Consider the following 26,245-nt stretch of genomic DNA (forward strand, 5'->3'; position numbering starts at 1 on the left):
GTCACACCGGTCGCGCCGCCGACGGCGGCTGGACGGTGGGCCGCCTCAGCCGCCGAAGGCCAGCAGTGACAGCCACAGCGCCACCACCGACGACACCAGGGCCGCCGGGACGGTGAGGAGGCCGAGGCGGGTGAACTCGCCGAGGTCCACGCCGTGGTCGTGCTGGTGGGCGATGCGCCGCCACAGCAGGGTGGCCAGGGAACCGGCGTACGTCAGGTTCGGGCCGATGTTGACCCCCAGCAGCACGGCGAGGACGGCGCCCGTGCCCAGCGGGGCGGCCAGCGGGACCAGCGCCAGGACCGCGGGCAGGTTGTTGATGACGTTGGAGAGGACGGCGGCCAGGGCGGCGACGCCGAGCAGGGCGAGCAGACCGGTGTCGGACGGCATCACCCGGCCCAGCGCGTCGGCGAGCCCGTTGTCGACCACCGCGCGCACCACGACCCCGAGCGCCAGCACGAAGGCGAGGAAGGGCAGGGACAGGGAGTGGAAGAGCGCGACCGGCGACGTGGTCCGGCGGACCAGCGCACGGACCGAGAGCACCAGGGCCCCGGCCAGCGCCGCCCACACCGGCTCGATCCCGAGCACGGACGTCAACACGAACCCGGCGAGCGTGCACACGACCGTGACCAGCGCGAACATCGGCAGCTCGGGCGCCTCGACGGCCTCCTCGGGCGCGGGTGCCGCCGCGTCCAGATCGGCCGCGAAGAACCGCCGGAACACCAGGTACTCGGCGGCCACGGCCACCGCCCACGGCGCCGCCATCAGCAGCGCGAACCGGGTGAAGGTCAGCCCGCTGGCGGTGAACGCCAGCAGGTTGGTGAGGTTGGACACGGGCAGCAGCAGCGAGGCCGTGTTCGACAGGTGCGCGGTGGCGTACAGATGAGGTTTGGGGCGGGCGCCCAGCCGGGCCACGGTCGCGAACACCACCGGGGTCAGCAGCACGACCGTCGCGTCCAGGCTGAGCACCGCCGTGATGCCGGAGGCCAGCGCGAACGTCGACCCCAGCAGCCGACGGGGCCGGCCCGCCGACGCGCGCGCCATCCACGCCCCGCAGGCCTGGAAGAGCCCCTCGTCGTCGCAGAGCTTGGCCAGCACGAGCACGGCGGCCAGGAACCCGAGCACCGGGCCCAGCAGCTCGGCCTCGGCGCGGGCGTGGTCCAGGGAGACGGCACCGGCGGCCACGGCGATCCCGGCGGCCGGTACGGCGACCACCGCCTCCGGCAGCCCGAAGGGGCGGGCGACCGCGCAGCCGAGGACGACGACGAGCAGGAGTACGGACAGGACCTCGGCGAGGGCGGTGTTCACGGCAGGGCTTTCGGGGCGTTCTTCGGCGGGGGGGGGGAGAGAGAGCCAGGGCGCTCGACGGCGCGGAGACTGGTGCACCCTACAGCTGCCCGGCGACACTCGACGAACACACGTGTGACCGTGAGGTGAGATCCGGGCTCACCTCGCCGAGGCCGTGCTCACTCCTCCGACAGGGCCAGGTCCGCCCAGATCGTCTTGCCGTCCTCGGTGTGCCGGCTGCCCCAGCGCTGCGTCAGCTGGGCCACCAGCAGCAGACCGCGTCCCCCCTCGTCGAAGGTCTTGGCCCGGCGCAGATGCGGGGCGGTGCCACTGCCGTCCGACACCTCGCAGATGAGGGTGGTGTCGTCGTGGATCAGGCGCAGCTGGATGGGCGGGGCGCCGTGCCGGATGGCGTTGGTCACCAGCTCGCTCACCACCAGCTCCGCCGTGAACGCCGACTCGCTGATGCCCCACAGCGCCATCTGCGTCAGCACGTACTGACGGGTCCGGGCGACGAACGCGGGGTCGGCGGGTATCGACCAGGTCGCCACCCGCTCCGCCCGGAGCCCCCTGGTGCGGGCCAGCAGCAGCGCCACGTCGTCGGGGGCGCCGTTCGCGGGGAGCAGGGACTGCACGACGTCCTGGCAGATGTCGTCCAGCGAGCCCTTGCGGCCGGACAACGCCTCCGCCAGCAGCTCCTGACCGGCGTCGATGTCCCGGTCCCGGGTCTCGATCAGGCCGTCGGTGTAGAGGGCGATGACCGTGCCCTCGGGCAGTTCGAGTTCGGCGGACTCGAAGGGCAGTCCGCCGAGGCCCAGGGGCTGTCCCGACGGCACTTCGACCTCCATGGGCCGTCCGTCCGGGTCCAGCACCACCGGCGGCGGGTGCCCGGCACGGGCGAAGGTGCAGCGCCGGGTCACCGGGTCGTAGACGGCGTACAGACAGGTGGCGCCCACCTCACCGGTGACTCCCTCGCTGCCGGCCTCGGCGGACAGTCTTACGACGAGGTCGTCGAGGTGGGTGAGCAGCTCGTCGGGGGCGAGGTCGACATCGGCCAGGGTGCGTACGGCGGTCCGCAGGCGGCCCATGGTGGCGGAGGCCTGGACGCCGTGGCCGACGACGTCGCCGACGACCATGGCCACCCGCATCCCGGACAGCGGGATGACGTCGAACCAGTCTCCGCCGACCCCGGCCTGCGCCGCCGGGAGGTAGCGGGAGGCGGCCTCCAGGGCGGGCATGCGCGGGAGGGTCTGGGGGAGGAGGCTGCGCTGGAGGGCGAGGGCGGTCTCGCGTTCGCGGGAGTACCGGCGGGCGTTGTCGATGCAGACGGCGGCGCGGGCCGTCACCTCCTCCGCCAGCAGCTCGTCGTCGGGGGTGAACGGGTCGAGCCGCTTGAAGCGGGTCAGGACGGCCACGCCGAGGGTGGTGCCGCGGGCCCGGATCGGCACCGACATCGTGGTGTGGACGCCCAGCTCCTTGACCCGCTGGCTGCGCACCGGGTCCCAGGCGAGCCAGTCCGAGAGGGTGTTGGCGGGGTCCGTCGCCACGATGGTGTGCCCGACGGACAGGGACGCCGCCTGCGGGGAGGTGGCCGGGTACACATCGGTGTGGCCCACCTCGACCACCGCCTCGGGGCAGCCGGGGGTCACCGACTGGTGGGCGGCGCGGCGCAGCGTGAAGGGCGCGGACAGCGGGCCCTCGTGGGGTTCGTCGCCGTGGTCGAGGGACTGCATGAGGTCGACGCTGACGAAGTCGGCGAGGACGGGGACGCACACGTCGGCCAGCTCCTGGGCGGTCCGCCGCACGTCGAGGGTGGTGCCGATGCGGATGCTCGCCTCGTTGACCAGCTGCAGCCGCTGCCGCGCCAGGTACTGCTCGGTGATGTCGTGCCCGGTGACACAGACCCCGATCGGCACCCCCGACTCGTCGGCCAGCGGGGCGATCGCCGCCGACCAGGCGTGGGCCCGGTCCTCGTCGGCCGCCCGGAGGAAGGTCTGCACGTCCTTGCGGCGGCCCAGGGCCAGCACCTCGCGCAGGTGCTGCTCCAGCTTCTCGCCCTGGCGGCCGCCGAGGATCTCGGACATGTGCAGACCCCGGAGGTTGTCCTCGGGCATCCCCACGGCGTCCGCCATCACCTCGTTGATGCCGCGCAGTCGGAGGCGGTCGTCGAAGACGGCCATGGCGCACGGCGACTGGAACATGACGGCCGCCGCGAGTGGATCGTCCCGCACGAGCGGACCGGGATCGTCCAGCGGACAGAGAACCAGCCAGCTGCCGTTGGCGTCGGCACTCCGCAGGCCCCGGTGGTGGGCGAGCAGCCACGCCGTCACCGTGCGCCCGTCGCGGTGACGCAGCGCGAGCGTGCCGTTCCAGCTGCGGCTGCCCGGCGGGGGCGGCATGAAGGAGCCCCCGGGGGCCAGCAGCTCTTCTGCGGGACGGCCCACGATCTCCGTCGCGTGCCAGCCCAGCAGACGCCTGGCGCCTTCGTTCCACTCGACGATCGTGCCGTCGCCGTCCATGGCCGCCCGCGCGGTGGCGGCACCGTCCAGGGCATACGCAGGGGTGTCACCGTGCGTAACCTTGCGGCTCCTCATCGTCGCGTGTTCCATTCCGCCGGACCGAACGGGCTTACGGGCGAATTCCAGCCTATGCGCTCCGCCGGGAAAGCGGACGGGAAACCGTACCTCCGCGCGATTTGCTGAACCCGTGTTCGCTCAGTGGCGCGAGGGGCTCTGGACGTCCCTGGGGGCGGGCCGTCCAGATTTTGTTCGGTCACGATTTGCTCGGTCGCGATCGCCCGTGATGGCTTGTGGGGCCTTGCGCTCCACCGGCTCCCCCGGAACGTTCCCGCGCACGGGAAGGTGACGTGCGGGCCACCCCGTGGCGCGGCAGGTCGACGATCCCGGCTGCCGCGTTCGAGCCCGACCGCCCGGCCGCTGTCATCCACCCGCACGCCGACGCCGGTTGCTCCGGCCGCCCCGGCACCCTGCCCGCCGCCGTGCCGGACGGCGCTCCCGCCGCCGGCTGGTCCGCCGCGTTCCGTCGACGTCGGGCCCGCCCTGCCCGCCGGCGTCGGGGTCGAGGTGTGGGACGGCGGGCGGTACGTCCCGTGGAGGGTCACGATCGCCGCGGGTCGCCGTCTCCGACGCCCCACGGCGATCACGTTCACCCCGGTGCGCGGCCCCCACGTGCGGAGCCGCCGCTTCGGTCCGGACGGAAAACCAGTCCTGTCCGGACCGTTGACGGGCTGTCATGTCTCTAACAGCATGGCCGATGTCCGCATCTGGGAGCGCTCCCACGCTCTTACCCGTGCCCGTGCCATCCCTCACCGACTGCGCCCCCACCTCCCCCGAGGAGCCCAGACGTGAAACGACGCAGAACCACCCTGCTCGCCCTGACGACCCTCCTCGCGGCGGCGCTCACCGCGCTGCCCGGCGGCCCCGCCCAGGCCGACGAGGTCGAACAGGTCAAGAACGGCACCTTCGACACCACCACCGCCCCCTGGTGGACGACCGCCAACGTCACCGCCGGCCTCACCGACGGCCGCCTCTGCGCCGAGATCCCCGGCGGCACCACCAACCGCTGGGACGCCGCCGTCGGCCAGAACGACATCACCCTGGTCAAGGGCGAGTCGTACCGCTTCAGCTTCTCCGCCTCCGGCACGCCCCAGGGCAACGTCCTGCGGGCCATCGTCGGCCTGTCGGCGGCCCCCTACGACACCTACTTCGAGGTCAGCCCGCAGCTGAACGTCTCGGGCGACCGCTACTCGTACACCTTCACCTCGCCCGTCGACACCACACAGGGCCAGGTGGGCTTCCAGGTCGGCGGCAACGCGGACCCGTTCACCTTCTGCATGGACGACGTGTCGCTGCTCGGCGGGGTGCCGCCGGAGGTGTACGAGCCCGACACCGGGCCCCGGGTGCGGGTCAACCAGGTCGCCTATCTGCCCGCCGGACCGAAGAACGCCACCCTGGTGACCGACGCCGCCGCGAAGCTGCCCTGGCAGCTGAAGAACGCCTCGGGCGCCGTGGTCGCCCACGGGCAGAGCACCCCGCGCGGCCTCGACGCCTCCTCCGGGCAGCGCGTCCACTCGATCGACTTCGGCGCGTACCGCAAGCGCGGCACCGGCTTCACCCTGGTCGTCGACGGCGAGACCAGCCGCCCGTTCGACATCGACCCGGCCGCCTACGAACGCCTGCGCCTGGACTCGTTGAAGTACTACTACACCCAGCGCAGCGGCACCCCGATCCGCGACGACCTGCGCCCCGGCTACGGCCGCGCCGCCGGCCACGTCGACGTGGCGCCCAACCAGGGCGACGGCGACGTGCCCTGCCAGCCGGGTGTCTGCGACTACCGGCTCGACGTCACCGGCGGCTGGTACGACGCCGGCGACCACGGCAAGTACGTCGTCAATGGCGGCATCTCCACCTGGGAGGTGCTGAGCACCTACGAACGCGCGCTGCACGCCCGTACGGGTAAGGCCGGCAAGCTCGGCGACGGCTCGCTGGACATCCCGGAGAGCGGCAACAAGGTGCCCGACCTGCTGGACGAGGTCCGCTGGGAGCTGGACTTCCTGCTCAAGATGCAGGTGCCGAAGGGCAAGCCCCTCGCGGGCATGGCCCACCACAAGATCCACGACGAGCAGTGGACCGGTCTGCCGCTGATGCCCGCCGACGACCCGCAGAAGCGCGAACTGCATCCGCCGAGCACCGCCGCGACCCTGAACCTGGCGGCCACCGCCGCACAGGCGGCCCGCCTGTACCGCCCCTACGACCCCGCGTTCGCGGCCAGGGCGCTGAGGGCGGCCCGCACGGCGTGGACGGCGGCCCTGGAGCACCCGGCCGTGTACGCCTCCGAGAGCGACGGCATCGGCGGGGGCACCTACGCCGACAACAACGTCACCGACGAGTTCTACTGGGCGGCCGCCCAGTTGTACCTCACCACCGGTGAGAAGGCGTTCCGGGACCACGTCCTCGCCTCACCCGTGCACACCGCCGACATCTTCGGACCCATCGGCTTCGACTGGGCCCGCACGGCCGCCGCGGGCCGCCTCGACCTCGCGACCGTGCCGAACAGGCTGCCGGGCCGTGACAAGGTCCGCCAGTCCGTTCTCAAGGCCGCCGACCGCTACCTGGCCACGCTGAAGGCCCACCCGTACGGCATGCCGTACGCGCCGGAGAACAACCTCTACGACTGGGGCTCCAACCACCAGATCCTCAACAACGCGGTCGTCGTCGCCACGGCCTACGACATCAGCGGTGCGTCCAAGTACCGTGAGGGCGCGCTCCAGAGCATGGACTACCTCTTCGGCCGCAACGCCCTCAACATCTCCTACATCACCGGTTACGGCGAGGTCGACGCCCGCAACCAGCACAGCCGCTGGTACGCCCACCAGCTCGATCCGGACCAGCCCAATCCGCCGGCCGGCACCCTCGCGGGCGGCCCGAACTCGGGCATCCAGGACCCCTTCGCGCAGAGCAAACTCCAGGGTTGCGTCGGCCAGTTCTGCTACATCGACGACATCCAGTCCTGGTCCACCAACGAACACACGATCAACTGGAACGCTGCGCTGGCCCGTATGGCGTCGTTCGTCGCGGACCAGGTCTGATCCCCTCGCACCACCCTTCGGTACCGCGCGGAAGCGCCCGTGAGCTGCGGTTATTTACGGGTAAGTACCCGCGCGGTACCGTGGGCGCATGCCAGCTCTGAATGTGGAGTTCAGCGACCGCGAGCTAGAGGACCTGCGGCAGATGGCCAAGGAACGCGGTACGTCGATGAAGGCGCTCGTGCGCGAGGCGGCCGCGGCCGACATCGTGCGGCACCGGGCACTGAAGGAGGGCGCGGAGGCCTTCCGGGAGTTCTTCACCGCGCACGCCGCCGAGTTCGCCGCCGCCTTCCCGGACGACGAACCCGCCGCCGGGGCGAAGGGACGGGCCGGCTGACCGATGGCCCCCGTCATCCACATCGACGTGCCCTGGCTGCTCCAGCGACACGAAGAGGTCATGCCCGAGCAGCCCACCGTCAACGACTTCTCGGCGCTCGTCGCCGCCGTGGCCCGGCACCGCGTCGACCCGCCGCGCCTCGGTGTGGACTCCGACCCGGCCTGGCGGGCCGCCGCGCTGCTGCACACCCTCGCCGTGCTCAAGCCCCTGCCCGCCGCCAACGCCCGTTTCGCCTGTGCGACGGCCTTGGCCTACATGTTCGTCAGCGGCGTCGGCATCGACCCGCCCTACGGGGCCCTGGTGGATCTCGCGCGTGACCTGATCTCCGGGAAGACCGATGTCTACGGGGCGGCGGACCGGCTGCGGTCCTGGCAGATCTGAGCGGGCGAAGGCCTCGTCGAGCCGGTGCGGGAGGGATGCGCGCCGCTTTCCCCCCGGGGCCGCCGACCGAGGGCGGGAGGATCAAGGTCGGCGGCCGTTTCGCGCGGGAGAGCCGCCGTTCCGCGCGGGGCCTTCCGAGGTGGCCGGGTCAAGTGAACAACGAACCAGCGGCGCGCCGGGAGCGTGCGCGGATCACCGGGGTGTGCGTACGGTTCACACGGGGTGCTTGAATCCTTGAGTGAATTGGAAGCGGAAGGGTTCGTTCTGCGAAGCGGAAGCATCGGTACCGGTCATCTGACCTGCTTTTAGTGATGCGGATGTTGCACGAGTGCCTTGTTAGCCACGAGTAACTTGTGCAAGGGTGACCTTCCTGCGCAGGGCAATGGCCCGGCCGGAAAGGCCACTTGACTTTCCCGGTAGCCCAAGGGCCCAAAAGGCTCAAGGGAGACGGCTGTAGTGTGGCTCGTTTCCGGCCGCTCTCCCAGCGCCCGCCAAAAAGGTACGCACCAATCCAGGGCCCTTTTCGGCGGTCACAACTCCGTGTGCCATCTTCTGCCTTGGAAGGAACCCGCTCTGTGCACACCCCCACCCTCCCCGCCCCACTTTTCCGCCCGCGCCCGGCCCGGTGCCCGGAGAGTCCGACGAGACCCTCGCCGCCCGGCTGAGGGGATGGCCGGAGGGCGGCACCGGCGATCCCGTCGCCCTGTTGATGGCACGGCACTGGCAGTCGACCCACGACTACGCTGCGATCTGTCTCGCCACCCCGTCGCAGGTCGCCTCGATGGTCGCCGCGACCGCCTTCCACCGGGTGCTCGACGGGCTGATGCGGGGCGAGTCGGGTGTGGCCCTGCGGCCGCGGCTGTTGGTGGCGGCCCGCGACACCGTCAAGGAATGGTCCGCGGAAGGGGGCGTCTCCGGCGTGCTGTCGGATCTGCGCAAGCCCGCCGGCGGGCGCGGTATGCGGGCCGCGAAGTCCATGACGCCGGAAAGCCGCAAGCTCATCGAGCGCTCATTCCAGGCCCTCCCGGCGGTCGCCCAGTGCCTGCTGTGGCACACCGAGGTAGAAGCCGAAACGATAACCATACCCACTGGTCTGCTGGGGCTGGACACCGACAGCGCGGTGGCCACCCTGGAGCAGGCCCGCGACAAATTCCGTGAGGGCTGTGTCCGCGCTCACCGGGAACTCGCGCCGTCCAAGGATTGCCGCTTCTACAACCGGCTGCTGGACGTGCCCATTCGCCGCGGTGGCGCTCTGCTGCCGGACGTTCAGCAGCATCTGCTGGAGTGCCGCTACTGCCGTTACGCGGCCGAACAACTCAGCCATTTCGAGGGCGGACTCGGCGGGGTCATCGCCGAAGCCGTACTCGGCTGGGGCGCCCGGCGCTACCTCGACTCCCGGCCCGGCCGGATGCCGCAGAAGGGCGCGTCGAGACGTCCGGGGAGCGGCGGACGCCACCGACTGCTCTCCCAGATCCCCGCGCAACGCCGCCGCCTCACCTCCGGAGCGCGCAACCCCCGGGCCCTGATCACCGTCGGCGTCTCCTCCGGCGCCCTGCTCGCGGCTGTCCTGGGTGCCGCGTTCCTCTCGGACGACGGCAGCGGCGCGGACCCCACCGCCTCGACCAGCGCCACCGGGGGCGTCGCCACCGCGCCGGACACCGGCGACGAGGCCACCAGGGGCGGCGCTTCGCCGACCCCGCCGTCTGCGGCCGGACAGCCCACGGCCCCCCAGCAGACCCGGCTGCGCAACCAGGCCGCCGACCTGTGCCTCGACATCCAGGGCGGCAAGGCGGTCAAGGGTGCCTCGACCGAACTCGCGGTGTGTGACTCGGGCTGGACCCAGAAGTGGTCCTACGAGGAGGACGGGCTGCTGCGCAGTGTCGCCAACCCCGAACTCTGCCTGGACTCGCAGGTGGACGCCGGTGTCGTCGTCCTCGGCAACTGTGCGGACGAGGACACCGGGCGGGCCGACGACGTGCGCTACGACTTCAGTGTCCAGGGCGAGTTGCTGCCCCGCTGGGGCGAGGGGCTCGCCATGGCCCCCATCGCCACCGAGCCCAAGGCGGACATCGTCGTCAAGGTCCGGGACGGCTCCACCACGCAGCGCTGGCTCACCGACGGGGTGACCGCCAGCCCCGAGTCCCTCTCGGTCTCCGGCTCCGAGGCGCCCACGCCCGAGACCGAGCCGGTCTCCGAGGAACCGGACACGGCCGCCTCCCCGGTCCCGGAATCGAAGAAGTCCGACACACCGTCGCCGTACGCGCCGCCGGAGGCCGAGGCGGAGCAGGGCGGTTCGATCATGTCGGTGGGCGACGACGGGAACGCGGACGGTTCGGAGCCGGGGGCGCCTCTGGCGCCGTTGACGTCCGCGGACGTACCGGCGCTTCTGACCGGCCTCGGCCTGTAGGAAGGGGCTGGGGGCTTCTCGCGCAGTTCCCCGCGCCCCTGAAAAGCGGGGGCTGCGCCCCGTGCATTTCGCCCCTGAGTGGCCGTAGGCCCTCAAGGGACGCGGGGAACTGCGCGAGAAGCCCCACCGGACGGACGCGTGGGGTCGCGCAGCCCCTTGGTGGGGAGGGACGGGTAGGGGCGGCGGGGGCGAGAAAGCCGTCAGGCACCCCCGACGAGGCTGTCGCGCCCCACAGACCCCGGCCCTCGATGCCCGGCCAACGCCAACGTCAGATCGAACTCGGCGAGCAGACACCGAATGACATGCTCCACCCCCACCTGCCCGTCGAGTGCCAACCCGTACACATACGGCCGCCCCACCAACACGGCGGCAGCCCCCAGCGCCAACGCCTTGAAGACGTCATCACCCGTACGCACCCCACTGTCGAAGAGCACGGTCATCCGCTCACCCACGGCCCGGACCACCCCGGTAGCGCGTCCGCGGCCCCGACACCCGCCACCTGCCGCCCCCATGGTTGGACACGATCACCCCGTCCATCCCCGCGTCCGCGGCGAGCCGCGCGTCGTCCGGGTGGAGCACACCCTTCAACACGATCGGCCCGTCCCAGTGTTCACGCAGGAACGCCAGGTCGGGCCATGTCTTGCCGGGATCGCCGAACATGCCCGCGAAGTGCAGCACGGCCGCGTTCGGATCCTCGTGGACCGGCTTGGCGAGCCCCGCCCGGAACGCCGGGTCGGTGAAGTAGTTGGCGGTGCCGACGCCGTGCAGGAAGGGCAGATACGCCCGGTCCAGATCGCGGGGCCGCCAGCCGAGCAACGGCGTGTCGAGGGTGACGACGAGCACGGAGTACCCGGCGGCCTTCGCCCGCTCCAGGAAGCTTCGAGTGACCTCACGGTCCTTCGCCCAGTACAGCTGGAACCAGCGCTCCGCGTCCCCCATGGCTTCCGCGACCTGCTCCAGGGGCGTGCTGGACGCCGAGGACAGGATGTACGGCACGCCCTGCGCGGCGGCGGCCCGCGCAGCCGCCGGCTCCGCCTCCGGGTGCACGATCGACAGCACGCCCACCGGGGAGAGTGCCACCGGCGCCGGCAGCGCACGGCCCAACACCTCCACGGACAGATCGCGTTCGCCCACGTCCCGCAGCAGCCGGGGGACGATGCGGTGCCGCTCCAGTGCCTCCCGGTTGGCGCGGGCCGTGCTGCCGTTGCCCGCGCTGCCCGCCACATAGCCGACGGGGCCGGCCCCGAGCCGGTGTGCGGCCAGCTCCTCCAGCCGGGTCAGGTCGGTGGGCAGCCGGGGCACGGTCCCGCCCATTCCGTCCAGGTAGATCTCGTACTGAAAGTCCGCCCAGTGCTTCGCCATGCGTCGGCCCTGCCCATCACCGTCGAGAACGCCCCATGTCGCCGACGATCCTGACGACCCGAACACGCGCCGTCCACCGTTCCGCACGCTTGATGGTCGCCCGGCCCGGGTCGGGCCCGGGGACCGGTGCTCAGGGGGCGGGGCCAGGGCGACGGTAACGGCCCGGGTCGGGGCCGTTCGGGCGGTTGTCGTGAGCCGAAGCGGAATGTTTCAGGCCGATTGCCGAGCCGTGGAGATCCGGCCATTCATGATCACGGGACGATCGAGAACCGCTCAGAATCGGGGTTTGCATGTTCGAATTCTGTGACTTCGAGCCACTGATTCAACACTCAAAGTTACCGAAACCTGTGGGGTCGATGTGTGTTCCGGCCGGGGACCCGGCAGACTCGCGCTCGCCGAACCGGCACCGTCCGGGCCGGCTTCGTACACGCGACCGATGTGGCGGGGCCGTCCGGGCATTCCTGCAGAGCGGAAGGATGCACACCATGCCGAAGACCGCGCGCCTGGCAGCGACTCTCACCCTGACGGCCGCCGCTGTCTGCGGTCCCTTCGCGGGGCCCGCGCTCGCGGACCCCGCGCCCGTGGCGAAGAGTCTCTACGCCCCGTCGGCCCTGGTGCTGACCGTGGGCCATGGCGAGGCCTCGGCCGCCGTCACCCCCGAACGCGCGGTCACCCTGAGCTGCGCGCCGAAGCCCGGCGGCACCCATCCGGCGCCCGTCGACGCCTGCGCCGAACTCCGCTACAGCGGCGGTGACTTCGACGCCCTGAGCGCCAACACCGGGGCGATGTGCACCAAGCAGTACGACCCGGTGACCGTCACCGTGCACGGCGTCTGGCAGGGCAAGCGCGTCGCGTACGAGCGCACCTTCGCCAACGAGTGTCTGAAGGACTCCGCCGCGAGCGTTCTCTACTCCTTCTGAACCCCGTACGGCCTGTAGCTCTCGTACGACCCGTACCTCGTACGACCTGTACCTCCCGTACGACGTGAACGTCCCGTAGGACACGGTCGCCGACGGCGGCCGAGAGACCGGGGTTGTGTGGCCCCGTGAGTGATGAGCGAGGGCCCGTGGCTGGGGAGCGCGAGCCCTGTCACGGAGTGTCACGCGATCCCCGTTCGGGGGCCGGCCGAAGCGGAGTGGGGCCGCGGGCCGGCCCCCGGCATCATGCCCGGGGGCCGACCGTCACTCGGCGGTGACGGTCCAGCGGCCGACCTCCTGGTGGCCGGAGTCGTACAGGGGCTGTCCGTCCCCGGGGCCGATCTCGCAGTGCCGGAGGTTGCCGCCCCAGTAGCGCAGGATGCGCTCCAACTCCTGCACGGTGGTGCCCTCGTCCCAGGCCGTGCTGTCCAGGTCGACTTCGAGAAGGAACTTCACTTCGCGCGTCTCCACTTCTGTGTCGCTCGGATTCCGCGCCGGTGTCCGCCGGAACGGTGTGTGCCCGCCGCAGGTCCTTCAATCGTTTCATTGAACCGCTAGTTGAGACTTGGCCGTCGCGGAGGCGGGGGAGCGGACGGGATGTCCGGTAACGGCGGGAAGCGGCCCAACAGGCCTGCGCCGCGCAGCAGTTGGCGTATCCGGGGCTGGTCGGAGACAAGGCGCAGTCGCCCGCCGCGCGACCTGGCCGTGGCTTCCGCCCGGCACAGCACGCGCAGCCCCGAGCAGTCGAAGAAGGAGACGTGGCGCAGGTCGACGAGCACGTCCGGCGGGGCTGCCCCGGTCACGGCGGCCATCACGTGCTCGGCGAGGGACCCCGCCGACGCCAGGTCGATCTCGCCCGAGACCTCGATGACGGCGAAGGGGCCGATCCGTCGGGTGCGGGCGTAGGGGTTGTCCGCCACGGCCCCGGGCGCGGCCCCGGCTCCGGACTCGGGGGCCGTGTCCTCGGGGTGAGGGGCGGCACGATCATGGGCCTCCGGCGTCATGGCGGCTCCACCTTGTCAGGGGTAGGGCGCATCGGATCCGGTTAGCTACCCCGGAGCGGAGCGCGCCATCCCTTTCGCGCCCGGCGCAAGATCTACGACACTCGAAAAGGTGAATTGCCGTCAGCGGTATTGACATTCAGTCGGGGGCTGTCGATAGCGCCCCCGGTGCTCCCGTGGGGCGTACTGGTCGTGCTGGGAGGATTCCTCCTGGGCCCGCTCGTTGGGTGTGATCGCGTCGCCCTCCTCCCCGTCGTGGCGGCGCCGCTCGGAGCCGGTGACGTCCGTCTCGGCCCGCTCCGCCTCGCGCAGGACCTCGTCGAGTGCGGTGTCGGGCTCGTTCCTCCCGCCGCGCCGGTCGTGCTCGCTGTGCTTACCGTGCTTGCTGTGCTTGCTGTGCTTGCTGTGCTTGCTGTGCTTGCCGTGCTGGTCACGCGTGTGGTCCGGGTTCTGCTCGTCGTGGTGGTTCATGGAGGGCTCCTTTCGGCGCGGCGAGGGGCTGAGGTGGAGCGAGGCGGGTGAGCCGAGATGAGGCCGGGTTGGCCAGGCCGGCCGGGTCGGCCGGGTGCGGTCAGTGGGCCGGGGCCGCGATGCGCAGGGGCACCGCGCCCGGCGTGCTCGCACCGGCCGACCCGGTGGCTTCGACGTCCCGAGTCACCTCCGACCACCACGCCGGGCCGTCCTCGATGTGCCGCAGCAGAACGCCCTCGCGGATCGCCCAGGGGCAGATCGTCACGCTCCTCAGGCCGGCGAGCTTCATCGTGGTGTGCCCGACCAGTGCCCCGGCGAGGCTCTGTGTCGCCCGGGGCGCGGAGATGCCCGGCAGGGCGGATCGCTGGGCCGCGGGCAGGGCGGCGAGCCGGGTGATGGCTTCGCCGAGGTCCGCACACCGCAACTCTCGTTCCACGAAGGGGCCATGGCGGCCCGGCGCGGATCCGCACAGCCGGGAGAGCTGCTGGAAGGTGCGCGAGGTGGCCACGGCGGTGCGCGGTCCCTCCCAACGGATACGGGCCGAGACGTCCCGGAGTTGATGACGGACCTTGCGGCGCAGGGCCTTGATGCTCTCCATCGACGGCGGGTCCTGCCCGTGGAAGAACTCGTGCGTCAGCCGGTTCGCCCCCAGCGGCAGCGAGGCCACGAAGTCCGGCAGCCGTCCCCGCCCGAAGGCCACCTCCAGCGAGCCGCCCCCGATGTCCAGCAGGGTCAGCGGCCCCGACCGCCAGCCCATCCACCGCCGTGCCCCGAGGAAGGTGAGTTCGGCCTCCACCTCGCCGGGCAGGGTGCAGATCGGCACGCCGGTCTCCGCGCGCACCGTGCGCAGCACCTCCCGGCAGTTCGGCGCGGACCGCACCACGGCGGTCGCGAACGCCAGCGGCGTCGCCGCCCCCCATCTCTCCGCGGTCCGCGCCGCGGCCGCGACCGCCCGGCAGAGCCGCTGCACGGCCTCGTCGGGCACATCACCCCCGGGCGGAACCTGCTCGGACAGCCGCAGGCGCCACTTGGCGGTGTGCACCGGCAGCGGCACACCCCCCTCGGCGTCCGCCACCACGAGCCGTACGGTGTTCGATCCCACATCCACCACGCTCATCCGCATGACCTCCGGACTACCCGGTGGCCGCCTCAACACGCCTGTCCCGTACGGCGGCCGGTGGCACACCGTCGCATCCAGGCCGCCCGCGCGCCGCAGGGCGCCACCCCGTCCGAAGGGTGGCGACCCGAACCCCTGATCGGAATGATCCGGCTTATTGCATATGATGTGCAGGTGCATGACTATGACATCAGGGTGGCGGGGTCCGAAGAACTCGACGGCGCGCGGGCGGTGATGCTCGACACCGTCTACCGGGACTTCGGCACGGGCTATGTGCCGCGCTGGCACGGCGACATCATCGATCTGCGGGCGGCGTACGTCGCCCCCGACCGGCATGTGCTCCTGGTGGCGGTCGACGAGCGGGACGGCGCGGTCGTCGCCACGGGCGCGCTGGACTCCCGAGGGCCCGCCCATCCGCCCAACCCCCGTTGGCTGGCCGAGCGTTACCCGTCCGGGGAGACCGCCCAACTGCGCCGGGTGTACGTCCGCGCCGAGCACCGGCGCCGTGGGCTGGCCCGGCGGCTGGTCTCCGCGCTGCTGGACTTCGCGGCCGCCGACGGCGGTTACCGCTCCGTCTACCTGCACACCGACCCCGGGGTGCCCGGCGCCGAGGACTTCTGGCGCACGCAGGGTGCGGCCGTGTGCGACGAGCGTGAGACGACCGGGGAGCGGGTGGTGCACTTCGAGGTGCCGGTGCCGGTGTCGGTGCCAGCGAGAGGTCCCGCGCCCGTCTCCGTGCCCGGGCCCATGCCCGTGACGGTCGGCCCCCTGCCCGTCAGATGAAAATCATTGTCATGTAATCTGCGTCGCGCTCATCCCGTCGCTCCGCGCCCCGTCGCCCGCCCCCACAGAGAACCAAGGACCATGCGCTCTCCCCGCCGCCGCGCCGCCGCCGGCCTGCTCCTCGCCCCCCTGCTGACCGGCTGCTTCGCCTCGGACGGGGGGAGCGCGGACGACGCGTCCGGTGACGGCGCACGACTGCGCGTGGCCCTCGCCTTCCCGCCCGCCGAGAACTTCTCGCCCTACGGCGCCGACGCCACCCTCCTCAGCCGCCTCGGCGTCACCGAAGGCCTCACCAAGCTGGACGCCAACGGCGTCGCGGCCCCCGCGCTCGCCGAGTCCTGGACCCGCGAGAACGACCGGAACTGGCTTTTCACCTTGCGTGAGGCCACCTTCCAGGACGGCACCGAGGTCACTCCGGCCACCGTCGCCGCCGCCCTCACCCGCGCCACCGAGGCCGAGCCCGTGACCGCCGCGCTCTCCGGCACCGCAGTCACCGCGAAGGCCGACGGCGACCGCCGCGTGCGCGTCACCACCGAGGACCCGGACCCCGCACTGCCGTTGCGGCTCACCAGCCCCGGCCTCGCGATCCTGTCCGCCAAGGCCTACCGCGACACTCGCGTGAACCCGGTCGGCACGGCCACCGGCCCCTTCGAGATCACCAAGGTCACCGGCACCACCGCCGCCACCCTGGACCGCTTCGACGCCTACTGGGGCGGCCGCGCCCAGGCCACCGGCATCGACGCCAGGTTCATCGCCGACGGCTCCGCCCGCACCAACGCGCTGCGCACCGACCAGGTCGACATCGCCGAGGCCGTCCCCGTGTCGCAGGCCGCCACCCTCGACAAGGGCACCCGCCGCGAGACGGCCACCACCCGCACCACCAGCCTCCTGCTCAACACCGAGTCCGGCGCCTTCAAGGACCCGAAGCTGCGGGCCGCCGCCCGTGAGGCCGTCGACGGCTCCCTCCTCGCCGACGACGTGTACGAGGGCCACGCCGACGCCGGAGTCGGCATCTTCGGCCCCGCCGTGACCTGGGCCGCCGCCCAGCGCGTCGAACCGGCAGGCCGCGCGAAGGCCGGCGACCCCGACGGCACCTCCGTCACCCTCGCCACGTACGACAACCGGCCCGAACTGCCCGAGGTCGCCCAGGTGCTGCAACAGCAGCTCAGGGAAGCCGGGTTCGAGGTGAAACTGGAGGTCCGCGAGTACTCGCGGCTGGAGAGCGACGCCCTCGCCGGCAAGTTCGACGCCTTCGTCGGCGCCCGCAACTCCCTGCTCGACACCGGCGACCCCGTCTCCATCCTCGCCAGCGACTTCACCTGCGACGGCAGTTACAACCTCGCGTTGCTCTGCGACAAGAAGGTCGACCGGGCCGTCGCCGCCGCCGAGAAGGAGTCGGACACCGCGCAGCGGCAGCGGGCGGCGATGAACGCCGAGTCCGAGATCCTCGGCACCGACTCCACCGTCCCGCTCGTCCACCAGCGGATCATCACCGGCGTCGGCGCATCGGTCCGGGGCGTGATCCTCGACCCGTACGAGCGCACACTGGTCGGAACGGGGACCCGGCGCTGACACGGGCACTCTGGCGGACCCTGCTCGCCGTGGGACTGCTGTGCGGCATCGGCCTGCTGCCCTGGCTGTCGCGCACCGACCCGGCGCTCACCGTCCTCAAGGCACGCTCCGCCGAACGCGACCCGACGCCGGAGGTCCTGGCGGCCGTACGCGACGAACTCGGCCTCGACGCCGGCCCCTTGCGACTCCTGGAGGAGTGGTTCGGCGGACTGGCCCGGGGCGACGCGGGCCAGTCGTGGATCTCCGGCGCCGAGGTCACCCCCTCCGTCCTCCAGGCCCTCGGCGTCTCCCTGCTGCTGATGGCCGCCGCGCTCGTCGTCGCGGCGGCCACCGCCGCAGCGGTCTGCGCCCGCACCCTGTGGCTCGGCGCGCACCGCCGCCTCGACGACCGCCGGGGCGGCGGCAGCGGCGCCGCGCTGCTCGCCGCGCTGCCCGAGTTCCTCACCGCCTCCGTGCTCGCCGTCGTCGTCGGGGTGCACCTCGGCTGGCTGCCCGCGCTCGGCTGGCACGGGCCGCGGTGGACGGTGCTGCCCGCCCTCGCCCTCGGCCTGCCCGCCGGCGCGCTGCTCGGCCGGCTGCTCGACGACCTGCTGCCCGGCGCCTTCGCCGAACCCTGGGCGCTCGCCGCCGCCGCACGAGGCGTACCGGGGCGGGCCACCGCCCGCCACGCCGTACGCCGCTGTCTGCCCGGACTGCTGCCCAACCTCGGCCTGTTCGTGGTCGGCCTCACCGGCGGGGCCGTCACCGTCGAGCAGGTCTTCGACATACCCGGCCTCGGCCGCACCACCCTCCAGGCCGCCCTCGCCCAGGACCTCCCCGTCCTCCAGGCGGGCACTCTCGCCCTCGTCCTGCTCGCCGCCGCGGCCGGTGCCCTAGGGCCTGTATGGAGTTGTGATCTCGTGAGCCCCCGGCCTGGGAAAGCCGGGGGCCCTGGGGTAAAACGGTGGGGTGTCTCGACCTCAACTTTCGGATGCCGAGTGGGAGTTCGTCTCCCCGTTCCTGCCGGTCGGTGAGTATGGGCCGTACCCGGAGAATCTGCGGGCGCACTTCGAGGGCATCGTGTGGCGGTTCAGGAACGGGGCGAAATGGCGGGAGTTGCCCGAACGGTTCGGGCGCTGGTCCACCGTTTACGGCCGGTTTCGGCAGTGGCGGGATGCCGGGGTGTTCACCGCGGTGTTCCAGGGTGCGATCGCCGAGGCGGCGAAGCGGGGCCTGGTGGACTTGTCGCTGGTCAGCGTGGACTCGACCACGGTCCGGGCCCATCATGATGCTGCCGGGATGATCGTGGAGCCCGAGATCCTGGACGTGCTGGAGAAGGCCGCCGCGGAAAAAGGGGCGCCGGCCAGGAACAAGACGGGCAGCTGGACCCGGAGCGGGAAGAACGACGACGTGTGAGGCGTCGCCGCAGGGCCCGGCTCGCCGCTGCTGACCTGGGGCGTTCCCGCGGCGGACTGACCACGAAGACGCACCTGTCCTGTGTGTGCCGCAGTGCCTGCCCCTCTCACTGAAGATCACTGCGGGGCAAGCCGGGGACAGTCCGCAGTTCATCCCCGTCCTGAACAAGATCCACGTCCCCGGCCCGGTCGGCCGGCCCCGCACCCGGCCGGACGCAGTCGCGGGCGATAAGGCGTACTCGTCCCGCCAGAACCGTTCCCACCTGCGCAAACGCGGGATCAAAGCGGTCATCCCCGAGAAGAAGGATCAGGCCGCCCACCGCAAGAACCGTGGCTCACGCGGCGGACGGCCCGTCACCTGGGACAAGCAGTTGTACAAGCTCCGCAACAGCGTCGAACGCACCATCAACAAGATCAAGGACTGGCGTGGCCTCGCCGTCCGCTACGACAAAAAGCCTGAAAGCTACCAGGCCGGACTCGAATTATGCGCCGGCCTCCTCTGGATCCGACACCTCGGATCACAGCCTTGATCACAACTCCATACAGACCCTAGTACTGCAACGGTGCTTGTTCTGAGTACTGGGCAGTTCAGGGGCTGTGTCCGCGTCGTTTGTAGTGGCTGATGCGGGCTTGGTGCTGGCGTCGGCGGCGCCAGTGGGACCAGTGCAGGATGTGGTCGACCGGTGCTGGTCGGCGGTTGGTGAGGCGGGTTATCAGGCGTCGGATTTCGGCGAGGCTGAGGTGGATGAGCTGGGAGGATCCGTTTCTGCTTTGTCCGTGTCCAGCTGTCGGGCCCGCAGGACGGTCAGGCAGGCGTGGGCGGCCATGGCCAGAGTCATGTGGCGGTGCCAGCCGGGGTAGCGGCGGACCTGGTAGTCGTCCAGGCCGCATTCCTGCTTGGCGGTCTGGAAGCATTCCTCGACCGCCCAGCGGCTGCCCGCGATGCGGATCAGCTCGTCCAGCGTCGTGTCGGCGGGACAGTAGGCGATGTAGTAGGAGATCTCCTCGGGCCTGCTCACGCTGCGGCGGGCGAGGACCGCCGGCACTGGGTCCTCGCGGTGCCAGGGCCTCACTTCGACGCGGGCCCAGTCGTAGATCCGTCGGCCATGTGCTCCCTCGCCGCAGGAACGGCGTTTCCATTTCTGCCGGGGCAGGCCGGGGAACAGGTCGTGGACGGGGTGGTCGATGGACCAGCGGGTGACGACGGTGTCGTGCCGGGTGGTGGCCATGACGTGGAAGACGTCCGCTTGCTCGAGCTCGAACCGCCAGCCCTTGCTGTAGCCGTAGGCGGCGTCCGCCGTGACCCAGGCGAACGGGATCTTGTCGGCGATGGCCCGGCGGACCATCGCCTTGGCCATGGCCACCTTCGTGGCGAAGGCGACGTGGTCGTCGATGCCCGCCCGGCGGCAGCGTTCCCGGTCGTCCGTCCAGGACGTGGGCAGATACAGACGGCGGTCGATCAACGTGCGTCCGCGGCCGGTGGCGTAGGCGAGGAACACGCCGATCTGGCAGTTCTCCGTGCGGTAGCGGTGCCGGAGTACTGCCTTTGCACCCCGGCCGAACGGACGCCCTTCTTCAGAAAGCCGGTGTCGTCGACGATCAGGACGGCATCGCTGTCTCCGAGGTGTTCCACCACGTAGTCGCGTACGTCGTTCAGGACCTCGTCGGCGTCCCACTCAATCCGGTTCAGCAGCCGGTGGATGCGATCGGGACCCGCGTGTCCTGCCTCCTCCGCCAGCGTCCAGCCGTTCTTGCGCTGCAGCGGCGCAACCAGCCCACGCATGTAAGCCAGCGCCGACTGACGCGGCTCCTCCCGGTTGAACCGGTGCACGAACCGCTCATGCAGAGCACCCAGTTCACCCGCCCACAACCTGACATCAGCAAGGTCCCCACCCATGACCACACCAACGACAGAGCTGGCCAGCAGTCACGGCAAAGACCGTTGCAGTACTAGCCCGTCTCGCCGCCCGCCTCCTCATCGGCCCCGCCCTCCGCGACGGCGCGCTCCACTCCCTGCACCGCCCCGTGCCACCGGTCCCGAGCCGCGCCCCCCTGCTGCACGGCGCCCTCCTGCTGACGGTCGTGGCGCTCGGTCTGGCCCGCGACCCGCTGGCCCTCGACACCGGCGCCCGGCTCCGACCACCCTCCTGGGCACACCCGTTGGGCACCGACGCACTCGGCCGCGATCTCCTCGCCCGCATCGGCCACGGCGCCTTCACCACCCTCGCCCTGGCCGTCACGATCAGTGCCGCCGCGCTGCTGACGGGCCTCCTGCTCGGGCTGCTGCCGCGCCTGTCCGGGCCCCTCGTCGACACCGTCAACGCCGTCCCCGCGGTCCTCGCGGGTCTCCTCGTCGCCGGAGCGGCGGGCGGCGGAGCGGCGACACCCGCGCTGGCCGTGGCCGCCGTCGCCTGGGTGCCCCTGGCCGCGCACACCACGGCCCTGCTCGAACAGGAACGGGCCACGACCCACATCACGGCCACGAAAGGGCTCGGCGCGGACGACACCTACCTGCTCCGCCGCGAACTGCTTCCCGCCGTACTGCCACCCGTGGCCCGGCACGCCCTGCTCCGGCTGCCCGGCGTGGCCCTCGCCCTGACCTCGCTGGGCTTCCTCGGCCTGGGCGCGCAGCCGCCGGACCCCGAATGGGGCCTCCTCCTCGCCGAGAACCAGCCCTACGCCGAACGCGCCCCCTGGGCCGTCCTCGCCCCCGCCGGCGCGCTCGCCCTCCTCGGCGCGCTCGCGGTCACGGCGGCGGGCGGGGTGCGGTGGCCGCGCCGGCCGCGCGCCTGAGCCGTACACCGCCGACCCAGGCCCACCACCGCCCCCACCGTCGGAGAGACCGGATGACCGAGCCCGCACAGCACCCGCCCGCGACGCCCGCGGGGCGAACGACCGGAGAGAGGACGCAGAGAGAGGAAGGAACGCGCACGGCGGTCGGCGGCGCGGCCGCAACGGTGTCGCGGCGCGGTACCTGGGCGAAGCTCAACCCGCTCCTGCGGCTGCTGATCCTCACCCAACTCGCCTTCAACGTCGGCTTCTTCGCGGTGCTGCCGTTCCTCGCCGAACACCTCGGCACGGCGATCGGCATGGCCGGCTGGATGGTCGGCTTCGTGCTCGGACTGCGCACCTTCAGCCAGCAGGGGCTGTTCGTGGTCGGCGGAGCGCTCGCCGACCGGTACGGCGTACGGCCCGTGGTGCTGGCCGGGTGCGCGCTGCGGATCGCCGGGTTCGCGTGGCTCGGGTACGCGGACGAGGACTGGTCGGTCATCGCGTCCGTCCTCCTGATCGGCTTCGCCGCCGCCCTCTTCTCCCCGGCCGTCGAGTCCGAGGTCGCCCGGCAGGCGGTGGTCTGGGAGGAATCGGGCGGCGGGCCCCGGACCGGCGTGCTCGCGCTGTTCACGGTGGCGGGGCAGGCCGGGGCCTTCGTCGGGCCGCTCATCGGGGCGTTGCTCCTGGCCGTCGACTTCCGGGTGGTCTGCCTCGCGGGCGCCGGCGTCTTCGCCCTCGTCCTCGCCGGGCACTACCTGCTGCTGCCACAGCACATTCCGGGCCGGGAACGGGTCGAGGTGCGGGGCGGCCTCGGCGGACTGCTGCGCAACCGGCGGTTCCTGGCGCTGTGTTGCGCGTACGGCGCGTACCTGCTGGCCTACAACCAGCTGTATCTGCTCCTTCCCGACGAGGTGGAGCGGGCGACGGGCTCCCAGTCCGCGCTGGCCTGGCTCTTCGGGCTGTCCTCGCTGCTGGTCGTGGCGGCGCAGCTGCCGGTGACGCGGTGGGCGGCCGGGCGGCTCGATCTGCGGCGGTCCATGGCCTGGGGGCTGCTCCTGATCGCCTCGGGGTTCGGGGTGGTGGGCCTGGCGCGGCCCGCCGAGTGGACCGGCACGGCGGGATTGCTGCCCGCCGCCGGGTTCGTGGTGCTGCTGACGGTGGGCCAGATGCTGGTGGCTCCGGCGGCGCGCGCATGGGTGCCCGACCTCGCCGTGAAGGGCCGCCTGGGGCTCTACACCGGGGCGATGTCCTCCGTTTCCGGCCTGATCGTGCTGGTGGGAAGCACGGCGGCGGGCGCCCTGATGGACGCGAACCTGCCCGCCCCCGTGCCGTGGCTCGCACTCGCCGCCGTGCCGGTCGCCTCGGTCCTCCTCGTCCCGGGGCCGGTGCCCACCGCGCGCAAGAAATCAGGTGCCCTCGGCACACCCTCCGGCTAGGGTCGCGCGATGCCCGAGTTGCAGCGGCTGCGTGCCGAACACGCCACGGCGGTCCTGGATTTCGAACTGGCCAACCGTGCCTGGTTCGCCGCCTCGGTCCCCGACCGCGGCGATGCCTTCTTCGACCGGTTCACCGACCGGTACGACGCCCTGCTGGCCGAACAGGAGGCGGGCGTCTGCGCCTTCCATGTACTCGTCGCCGAGGACGGCTCGGTACTCGGCAGGTTCAACCTGGTCGACATCGAGAACGGTTCCGCGCACCTCGGCTATCGGGTCGCCCAGCACGTCGCCGGCCACGGCGTGGCGACCGCGACCGTACGGCAGCTGTGCCGGTCGGCGCCGGACCGCTACGGCCTGCGCACCCTGCGGGCGGCCGTGGCCCACCGCAACGCCGCCTCCCGGAAGGTGCTGATCAAAGCCGGGTTCGTGCCCGTCGATGCGGCCGCCCCGGACGACCTGAGCGGTGAACCGGGCACCTGCTACGAGCGCGACCTGTCGCACTGACCGGCAAGAAATCCGGGGCGGAGCCCCGGAAACGGGACGGGCAGAGGGGGTCGGCTAGGCCATCTGACGACGAACCAGCTCGTGCAGGCGTCCGGCCGGGTTCGCCAGCAGTTCGGCCGGTGCTCCCACCTCCGCCACCTTGCCGTCCTCCATCACCACCACCCGGTCCGCGTCCAGCACCGTGGACAGCCGGTGGGCGATGACGATCCGTGTCGCGTTCAGGGCCCTCGTGCTCTCGATGACCGTGCGCTGGGTCTCGTTGTCGAGGGCGCTCGTGGCCTCGTCGAAGAAGAGGATGCGGGGCCGGCGGATCAACGCCTGCGCGATCATCAGGCGTTGCCGCTGTCCGCCGGAGATCGCGCCGTTGCCCTGGACGATGGTGTGCAGACCCATCGGCATGCGCTGGATGTCCTCCGCCAGGCCCGCCATCGCGGCGGCCGCCATCGCCTCCTCGGGCGTGTACGGCTCGGTGCCGCAGATGACGTCCAGGATCGACCCGGTGAACGGCTGGGCGTGCTGGAGCACGACACCGCACTGACGGCGTACGGCGGACTGGTCCAGTGCGCCGAGGTCCTGGCCGTCGTACAGGACGCTCCCGGAGACCGGTCTGTCGAAACCGATCAGCAGGCGCAGCAGGGTCGACTTCCCGCAGCCGCTGGGGCCGACGATCGCCACGAACTCCCCGGGCCGGACGGCGAAGGACACGTCGTCCAGCACCAGCGGGCCGTCGTCCGCGTAGCGGAAGGAGACCCGGCGGGCCTCCAGGGCGCCGGACAGCACACCCGGCCGGGTGCTCGCCGTACGGACCTCCGGCGTCGCCTCCAGCACCGGCTTGATCTCCTCGAACAGCGGCAGCACGGCCACCGCCGACACGAAGGCGCCGGTCAGCTGGGTGACCGACGTCAGCAGCATCGTCACCGAGGTGTTGAAGGTCAGGAACTCGGCCGCCGACATCGAACCGCGTGCCGGGCCCGCCAGCAGCATGAACATCAGCAGGGTGCACAGGGGCAGGTACACCGCGCCCAGCACCGTGTTGAGGTTCTTGATGCCACCGACTTTCTGCTGGAGCTCCCGACTGCGCGCGAACTCGCCTGCCCAGGCCGCGTAGGCGTAGTTCTCGGCGGCCGCCACCCGGAGCTTCGGCAGCCCCCGCAGGGTCTGGAAGGCCTGGTTGTTCAGCTTGTTGCCCAGCACCACCAGACGGCGCTGCCAGCGGACCTGCCACAGACCGAGGCCCAGGAAGACCGCCGCCACCACGACCAGCATGCCGATCGCCGCCAGCGCCATCGGGACGCTGTACCAGAGCAGCAGGGCGAGGTTCACCACGCCGACGGTCACCGACTGGGCGACCACCGGGCCGACGCCGGCCAGCGTGCGGCGGATCGCACTGATGCCCATGGCGGCACTGGCCAGTTCGCCCGTGGAACGCGAGGTGAAGAACTTCGTCGGGAGCCGCAGCAGACGGTCCCAGACCGCCGGTTGCAGCGTGGCCTCGATACGGCCCTCCAGACGCAGGATCGTCAGGTTCTGCAGCAGCAGGAACGCCGCCGACACCACACTCGCGAGCATGATCGCCAGACAGACCCGCACGATCAGGTCCTCCTGCGCCTTCGGCACGTACTCGCCGAGGATCCTGCCCGTGGCGATCGGCACGAGCGAGCCGAGCACGACCGTCACCAGCCCGCTGAGCAGCAGGCCCGTCATGTCACCGCTCGTCCCGTGCAGGCTGAACCGCATCAGCCGCAGCGGGCTCGGCACCCGCTCGGGCAGCGGGCGGTAGAACATCACGGCACGCGGCTCGAACTCGGCCGCGTTCGCCTTCTCGATCGGTGTCTCCCGGCCGGACGACGGCTGGACAGCCACATAGCCGCCGCGCCGCCACAGCAGTGCCACCGGGGCACCGGACAGCGCCCGGTGCCCCACCAGCGGGCCTACGTTCTCCCGCCACCAGCTCCCGGCGAGGCGGACGGCACGGACCCGGACCCGGGAGGCGAGCGCGATGCGCTCCACCGGGTCGAGCCGGTCGCTCTCGGTGCCGCTCTGCGCCGGCTCGGAGAGCGAGATCCCCGCCGCCCGCGCGACCAGCCCGCACGCCGCGTACGTGGCGTCCGCGTCGGCCGCCGTCGTACGCCGCTGCGCGGAGGACTTGCCGATGGAGGCGAGCAGGGTGCGGTCGGCCTGGGCGCGTACGGCCTCACCGGCCTTGATCCCGGCGGCCGTACGGTCCTCGTGGGTGCGCTCCAGCTGCTCGATCCAGCGGTCCAGCGTGGCCAGCAGCCGGTACTGCTGGTCGACCATGCTCTGCCAGACCACCGGGTCCATCAACAGATCGGCTGCCGCCTCCGCCCCGTACAGCGCGCCGTACTGGACGCTGCCGGGCGGCACCCGCATCCAGAACACGTCGTCGTCGGTGGGCGCGGCGGCCTGCTCGGTGGCCATCGGCGCCTGGAAGAGGATGGACAGGCCCCGGCCGACGCCCAGGGCGAGGGCGTATTCGAGGGGGCTCGTCTGCGGGGGCACGAGCTGCGGGTTGCCCCATTCGTCGTACGACCAGGTCTCGGTGCCCGCCTGCTGGTACAGCTCACGCAGGCCGATGCGCCGGACCACGCAGTCGCGCAACGGGCGGGCGACCAGCGTGTGCTGGGGCCCGGTGACCGGGCCGAGCAGCAGCGAACCCGCTTCCAGGCGGCCCAGATGGTGCCAGTGGCCCTGCTGGACGGCGTCCACCGCGAACAGGTCCAGCGCACCGGAGGCCACCAGCCACAGCGTCTGCGGCCCTTCGAGGTCCAGGCGGGTGTGGCCGGTGCAGTCGAGGGGGGTGCCCATCCCGCCGAGCGCGCCGAGGACGACGTCGCCGTCGTGGCCGCCCTGACCGCCCTGGGCCTCGTGCACGGTGGTCATC

At 71.9% G+C, this 26,245-nt stretch carries 16 protein-coding genes and 5 pseudogenes; 12 read left to right on the forward strand and 9 right to left on the reverse strand.

Going from position 1 to position 26,245, the window contains the following annotated elements:
• Nucleotides 1–45 precede the first annotated feature (45 nt).
• Together E4N62_RS41135 and E4N62_RS41140 are read right to left on the reverse strand one after the other, a co-directional pair.
• Nucleotides 46–1,305, reverse strand: coding sequence for an SLC13 family permease (locus E4N62_RS41135; RefSeq protein ID WP_230223032.1), 1,260 nt, complete (start codon nucleotides 1,303–1,305; stop codon nucleotides 46–48).
• Between the two features lie 158 nt (nucleotides 1,306–1,463).
• The gene (locus E4N62_RS41140; RefSeq protein WP_268270404.1) at nucleotides 1,464–3,878 is read right to left on the reverse strand and encodes a SpoIIE family protein phosphatase; all 2,415 of its coding nucleotides are present in this window, start codon (nucleotides 3,876–3,878) and stop codon (nucleotides 1,464–1,466) included.
• A 770-nt stretch (nucleotides 3,879–4,648) separates the two neighbouring features.
• On the opposite strand from E4N62_RS41140, the gene E4N62_RS41145 reads away from it, so the two are divergent.
• The 4 genes from E4N62_RS41145 to E4N62_RS41160 all read left to right on the forward strand — a co-directional run bounded on the left by E4N62_RS41145 (nucleotide 4,649) and on the right by E4N62_RS41160 (nucleotide 10,014).
• Entirely contained in the window at nucleotides 4,649–6,892 is a 2,244-nt protein-coding gene (locus E4N62_RS41145; protein ID WP_230223034.1) for a glycoside hydrolase family 9 protein, read from the forward strand.
• 88 nt (nucleotides 6,893–6,980) lie between these two features.
• Nucleotides 6,981–7,226: a hypothetical protein gene (locus tag E4N62_RS41150; protein ID WP_230223036.1), complete on the forward strand. Its 246-nt coding sequence runs from the start codon at nucleotides 6,981–6,983 to the stop codon at nucleotides 7,224–7,226.
• Between the two features lie 3 nt (nucleotides 7,227–7,229).
• Entirely contained in the window at nucleotides 7,230–7,607 is a 378-nt protein-coding gene (locus E4N62_RS41155; protein ID WP_184902697.1) for a toxin Doc, read from the forward strand.
• Nucleotides 7,608–8,232: 625 nt separating this feature from the next.
• On the forward strand, nucleotides 8,233–10,014 hold the full coding sequence (locus tag E4N62_RS41160) for an RICIN domain-containing protein (RefSeq protein WP_230223039.1): 1,782 nt from the start codon (nucleotides 8,233–8,235) through the stop codon (nucleotides 10,012–10,014).
• A gap of 200 nt (nucleotides 10,015–10,214) precedes the next feature.
• Here E4N62_RS41160 and E4N62_RS41165 read toward each other — a convergent pair.
• Nucleotides 10,215–11,376 (reverse strand): annotated as a pseudogene (locus tag E4N62_RS41165) (lactate 2-monooxygenase).
• A 485-nt stretch (nucleotides 11,377–11,861) separates the two neighbouring features.
• Between E4N62_RS41165 and E4N62_RS41170 the strand changes: the two are divergent.
• The gene (locus tag E4N62_RS41170) at nucleotides 11,862–12,296 is read left to right on the forward strand and encodes a protease inhibitor (RefSeq protein ID WP_230223041.1); all 435 of its coding nucleotides are present in this window, start codon (nucleotides 11,862–11,864) and stop codon (nucleotides 12,294–12,296) included.
• A 261-nt stretch (nucleotides 12,297–12,557) separates the two neighbouring features.
• Here E4N62_RS41170 and E4N62_RS41175 read toward each other — a convergent pair whose 3' ends face one another.
• The 4 genes from E4N62_RS41175 to E4N62_RS41190 all read right to left on the reverse strand — a co-directional run bounded on the left by E4N62_RS41175 (nucleotide 12,558) and on the right by E4N62_RS41190 (nucleotide 14,888).
• Nucleotides 12,558–12,749, reverse strand: coding sequence for a hypothetical protein (locus tag E4N62_RS41175; protein ID WP_184902705.1), 192 nt, complete (start codon nucleotides 12,747–12,749; stop codon nucleotides 12,558–12,560).
• A 98-nt stretch (nucleotides 12,750–12,847) separates the two neighbouring features.
• Complete coding sequence (locus E4N62_RS41180; protein ID WP_230223043.1) at nucleotides 12,848–13,297, reverse strand: STAS domain-containing protein; 450 nt, start codon at nucleotides 13,295–13,297, stop codon at nucleotides 12,848–12,850.
• Between the two features lie 120 nt (nucleotides 13,298–13,417).
• On the reverse strand, nucleotides 13,418–13,765 hold the full coding sequence (locus E4N62_RS49015; protein ID WP_308186142.1) for a hypothetical protein: 348 nt from the start codon (nucleotides 13,763–13,765) through the stop codon (nucleotides 13,418–13,420).
• A gap of 100 nt (nucleotides 13,766–13,865) precedes the next feature.
• Nucleotides 13,866–14,888: a Ppx/GppA family phosphatase gene (locus E4N62_RS41190; RefSeq protein WP_230223045.1), complete on the reverse strand. Its 1,023-nt coding sequence runs from the start codon at nucleotides 14,886–14,888 to the stop codon at nucleotides 13,866–13,868.
• Nucleotides 14,889–15,056: 168 nt separating this feature from the next.
• On the opposite strand from E4N62_RS41190, the gene E4N62_RS41195 reads away from it, so the two are divergent.
• The 4 genes and pseudogenes from E4N62_RS41195 to E4N62_RS41210 all read left to right on the forward strand — a co-directional run bounded on the left by E4N62_RS41195 (nucleotide 15,057) and on the right by E4N62_RS41210 (nucleotide 19,161).
• Nucleotides 15,057–15,665, forward strand: a complete 609-nt coding sequence (locus E4N62_RS41195; protein ID WP_230223048.1) for a GNAT family N-acetyltransferase — start codon at nucleotides 15,057–15,059, stop codon at nucleotides 15,663–15,665.
• An 81-nt stretch (nucleotides 15,666–15,746) separates the two neighbouring features.
• Nucleotides 15,747–17,237 (forward strand): ABC transporter substrate-binding protein, encoded by a 1,491-nt coding sequence (locus tag E4N62_RS41200; protein WP_230223050.1) that lies wholly within the window; start codon nucleotides 15,747–15,749, stop codon nucleotides 17,235–17,237.
• Nucleotides 17,234–18,112, forward strand: a pseudogene (locus E4N62_RS41205) (ABC transporter permease subunit); the annotation flags it as partial. The gene E4N62_RS41200 and the pseudogene E4N62_RS41205, both read left to right, overlap by 4 nt.
• 73 nt (nucleotides 18,113–18,185) lie before the next feature.
• Nucleotides 18,186–19,161: pseudogene (locus E4N62_RS41210) on the forward strand (IS5 family transposase).
• A gap of 183 nt (nucleotides 19,162–19,344) precedes the next feature.
• Here E4N62_RS41210 and E4N62_RS41215 read toward each other — a convergent pair.
• A pseudogene (locus E4N62_RS41215) lies at nucleotides 19,345–20,528 on the reverse strand (IS701 family transposase).
• Between the two features lie 50 nt (nucleotides 20,529–20,578).
• On the opposite strand from E4N62_RS41215, the pseudogene E4N62_RS41220 reads away from it, so the two are divergent.
• The 3 genes and pseudogenes from E4N62_RS41220 to E4N62_RS41230 all read left to right on the forward strand — a co-directional run.
• Nucleotides 20,579–21,424: pseudogene (locus tag E4N62_RS41220) on the forward strand (ABC transporter permease subunit); the annotation flags it as partial.
• Nucleotides 21,425–21,477: 53 nt separating this feature from the next.
• The gene (locus E4N62_RS41225; protein WP_230223052.1) at nucleotides 21,478–22,839 is read left to right on the forward strand and encodes an MFS transporter; all 1,362 of its coding nucleotides are present in this window, start codon (nucleotides 21,478–21,480) and stop codon (nucleotides 22,837–22,839) included.
• Between the two features lie 9 nt (nucleotides 22,840–22,848).
• Nucleotides 22,849–23,343, forward strand: coding sequence for a GNAT family N-acetyltransferase (locus tag E4N62_RS41230; RefSeq protein ID WP_230223054.1), 495 nt, complete (start codon nucleotides 22,849–22,851; stop codon nucleotides 23,341–23,343).
• A gap of 54 nt (nucleotides 23,344–23,397) precedes the next feature.
• On the opposite strand, the gene E4N62_RS41235 is transcribed toward E4N62_RS41230, so the two are convergent.
• Entirely contained in the window at nucleotides 23,398–26,244 is a 2,847-nt protein-coding gene (locus E4N62_RS41235; protein WP_230223056.1) for an NHLP bacteriocin export ABC transporter permease/ATPase subunit, read from the reverse strand.
• Nucleotide 26,245 lies beyond the last annotated feature (1 nt).

It is taken from the genome of Streptomyces sp. MNU76, assembly GCF_020982545.1.
Lineage (GTDB): Bacteria > Actinomycetota > Actinomycetes > Streptomycetales > Streptomycetaceae > Streptomyces.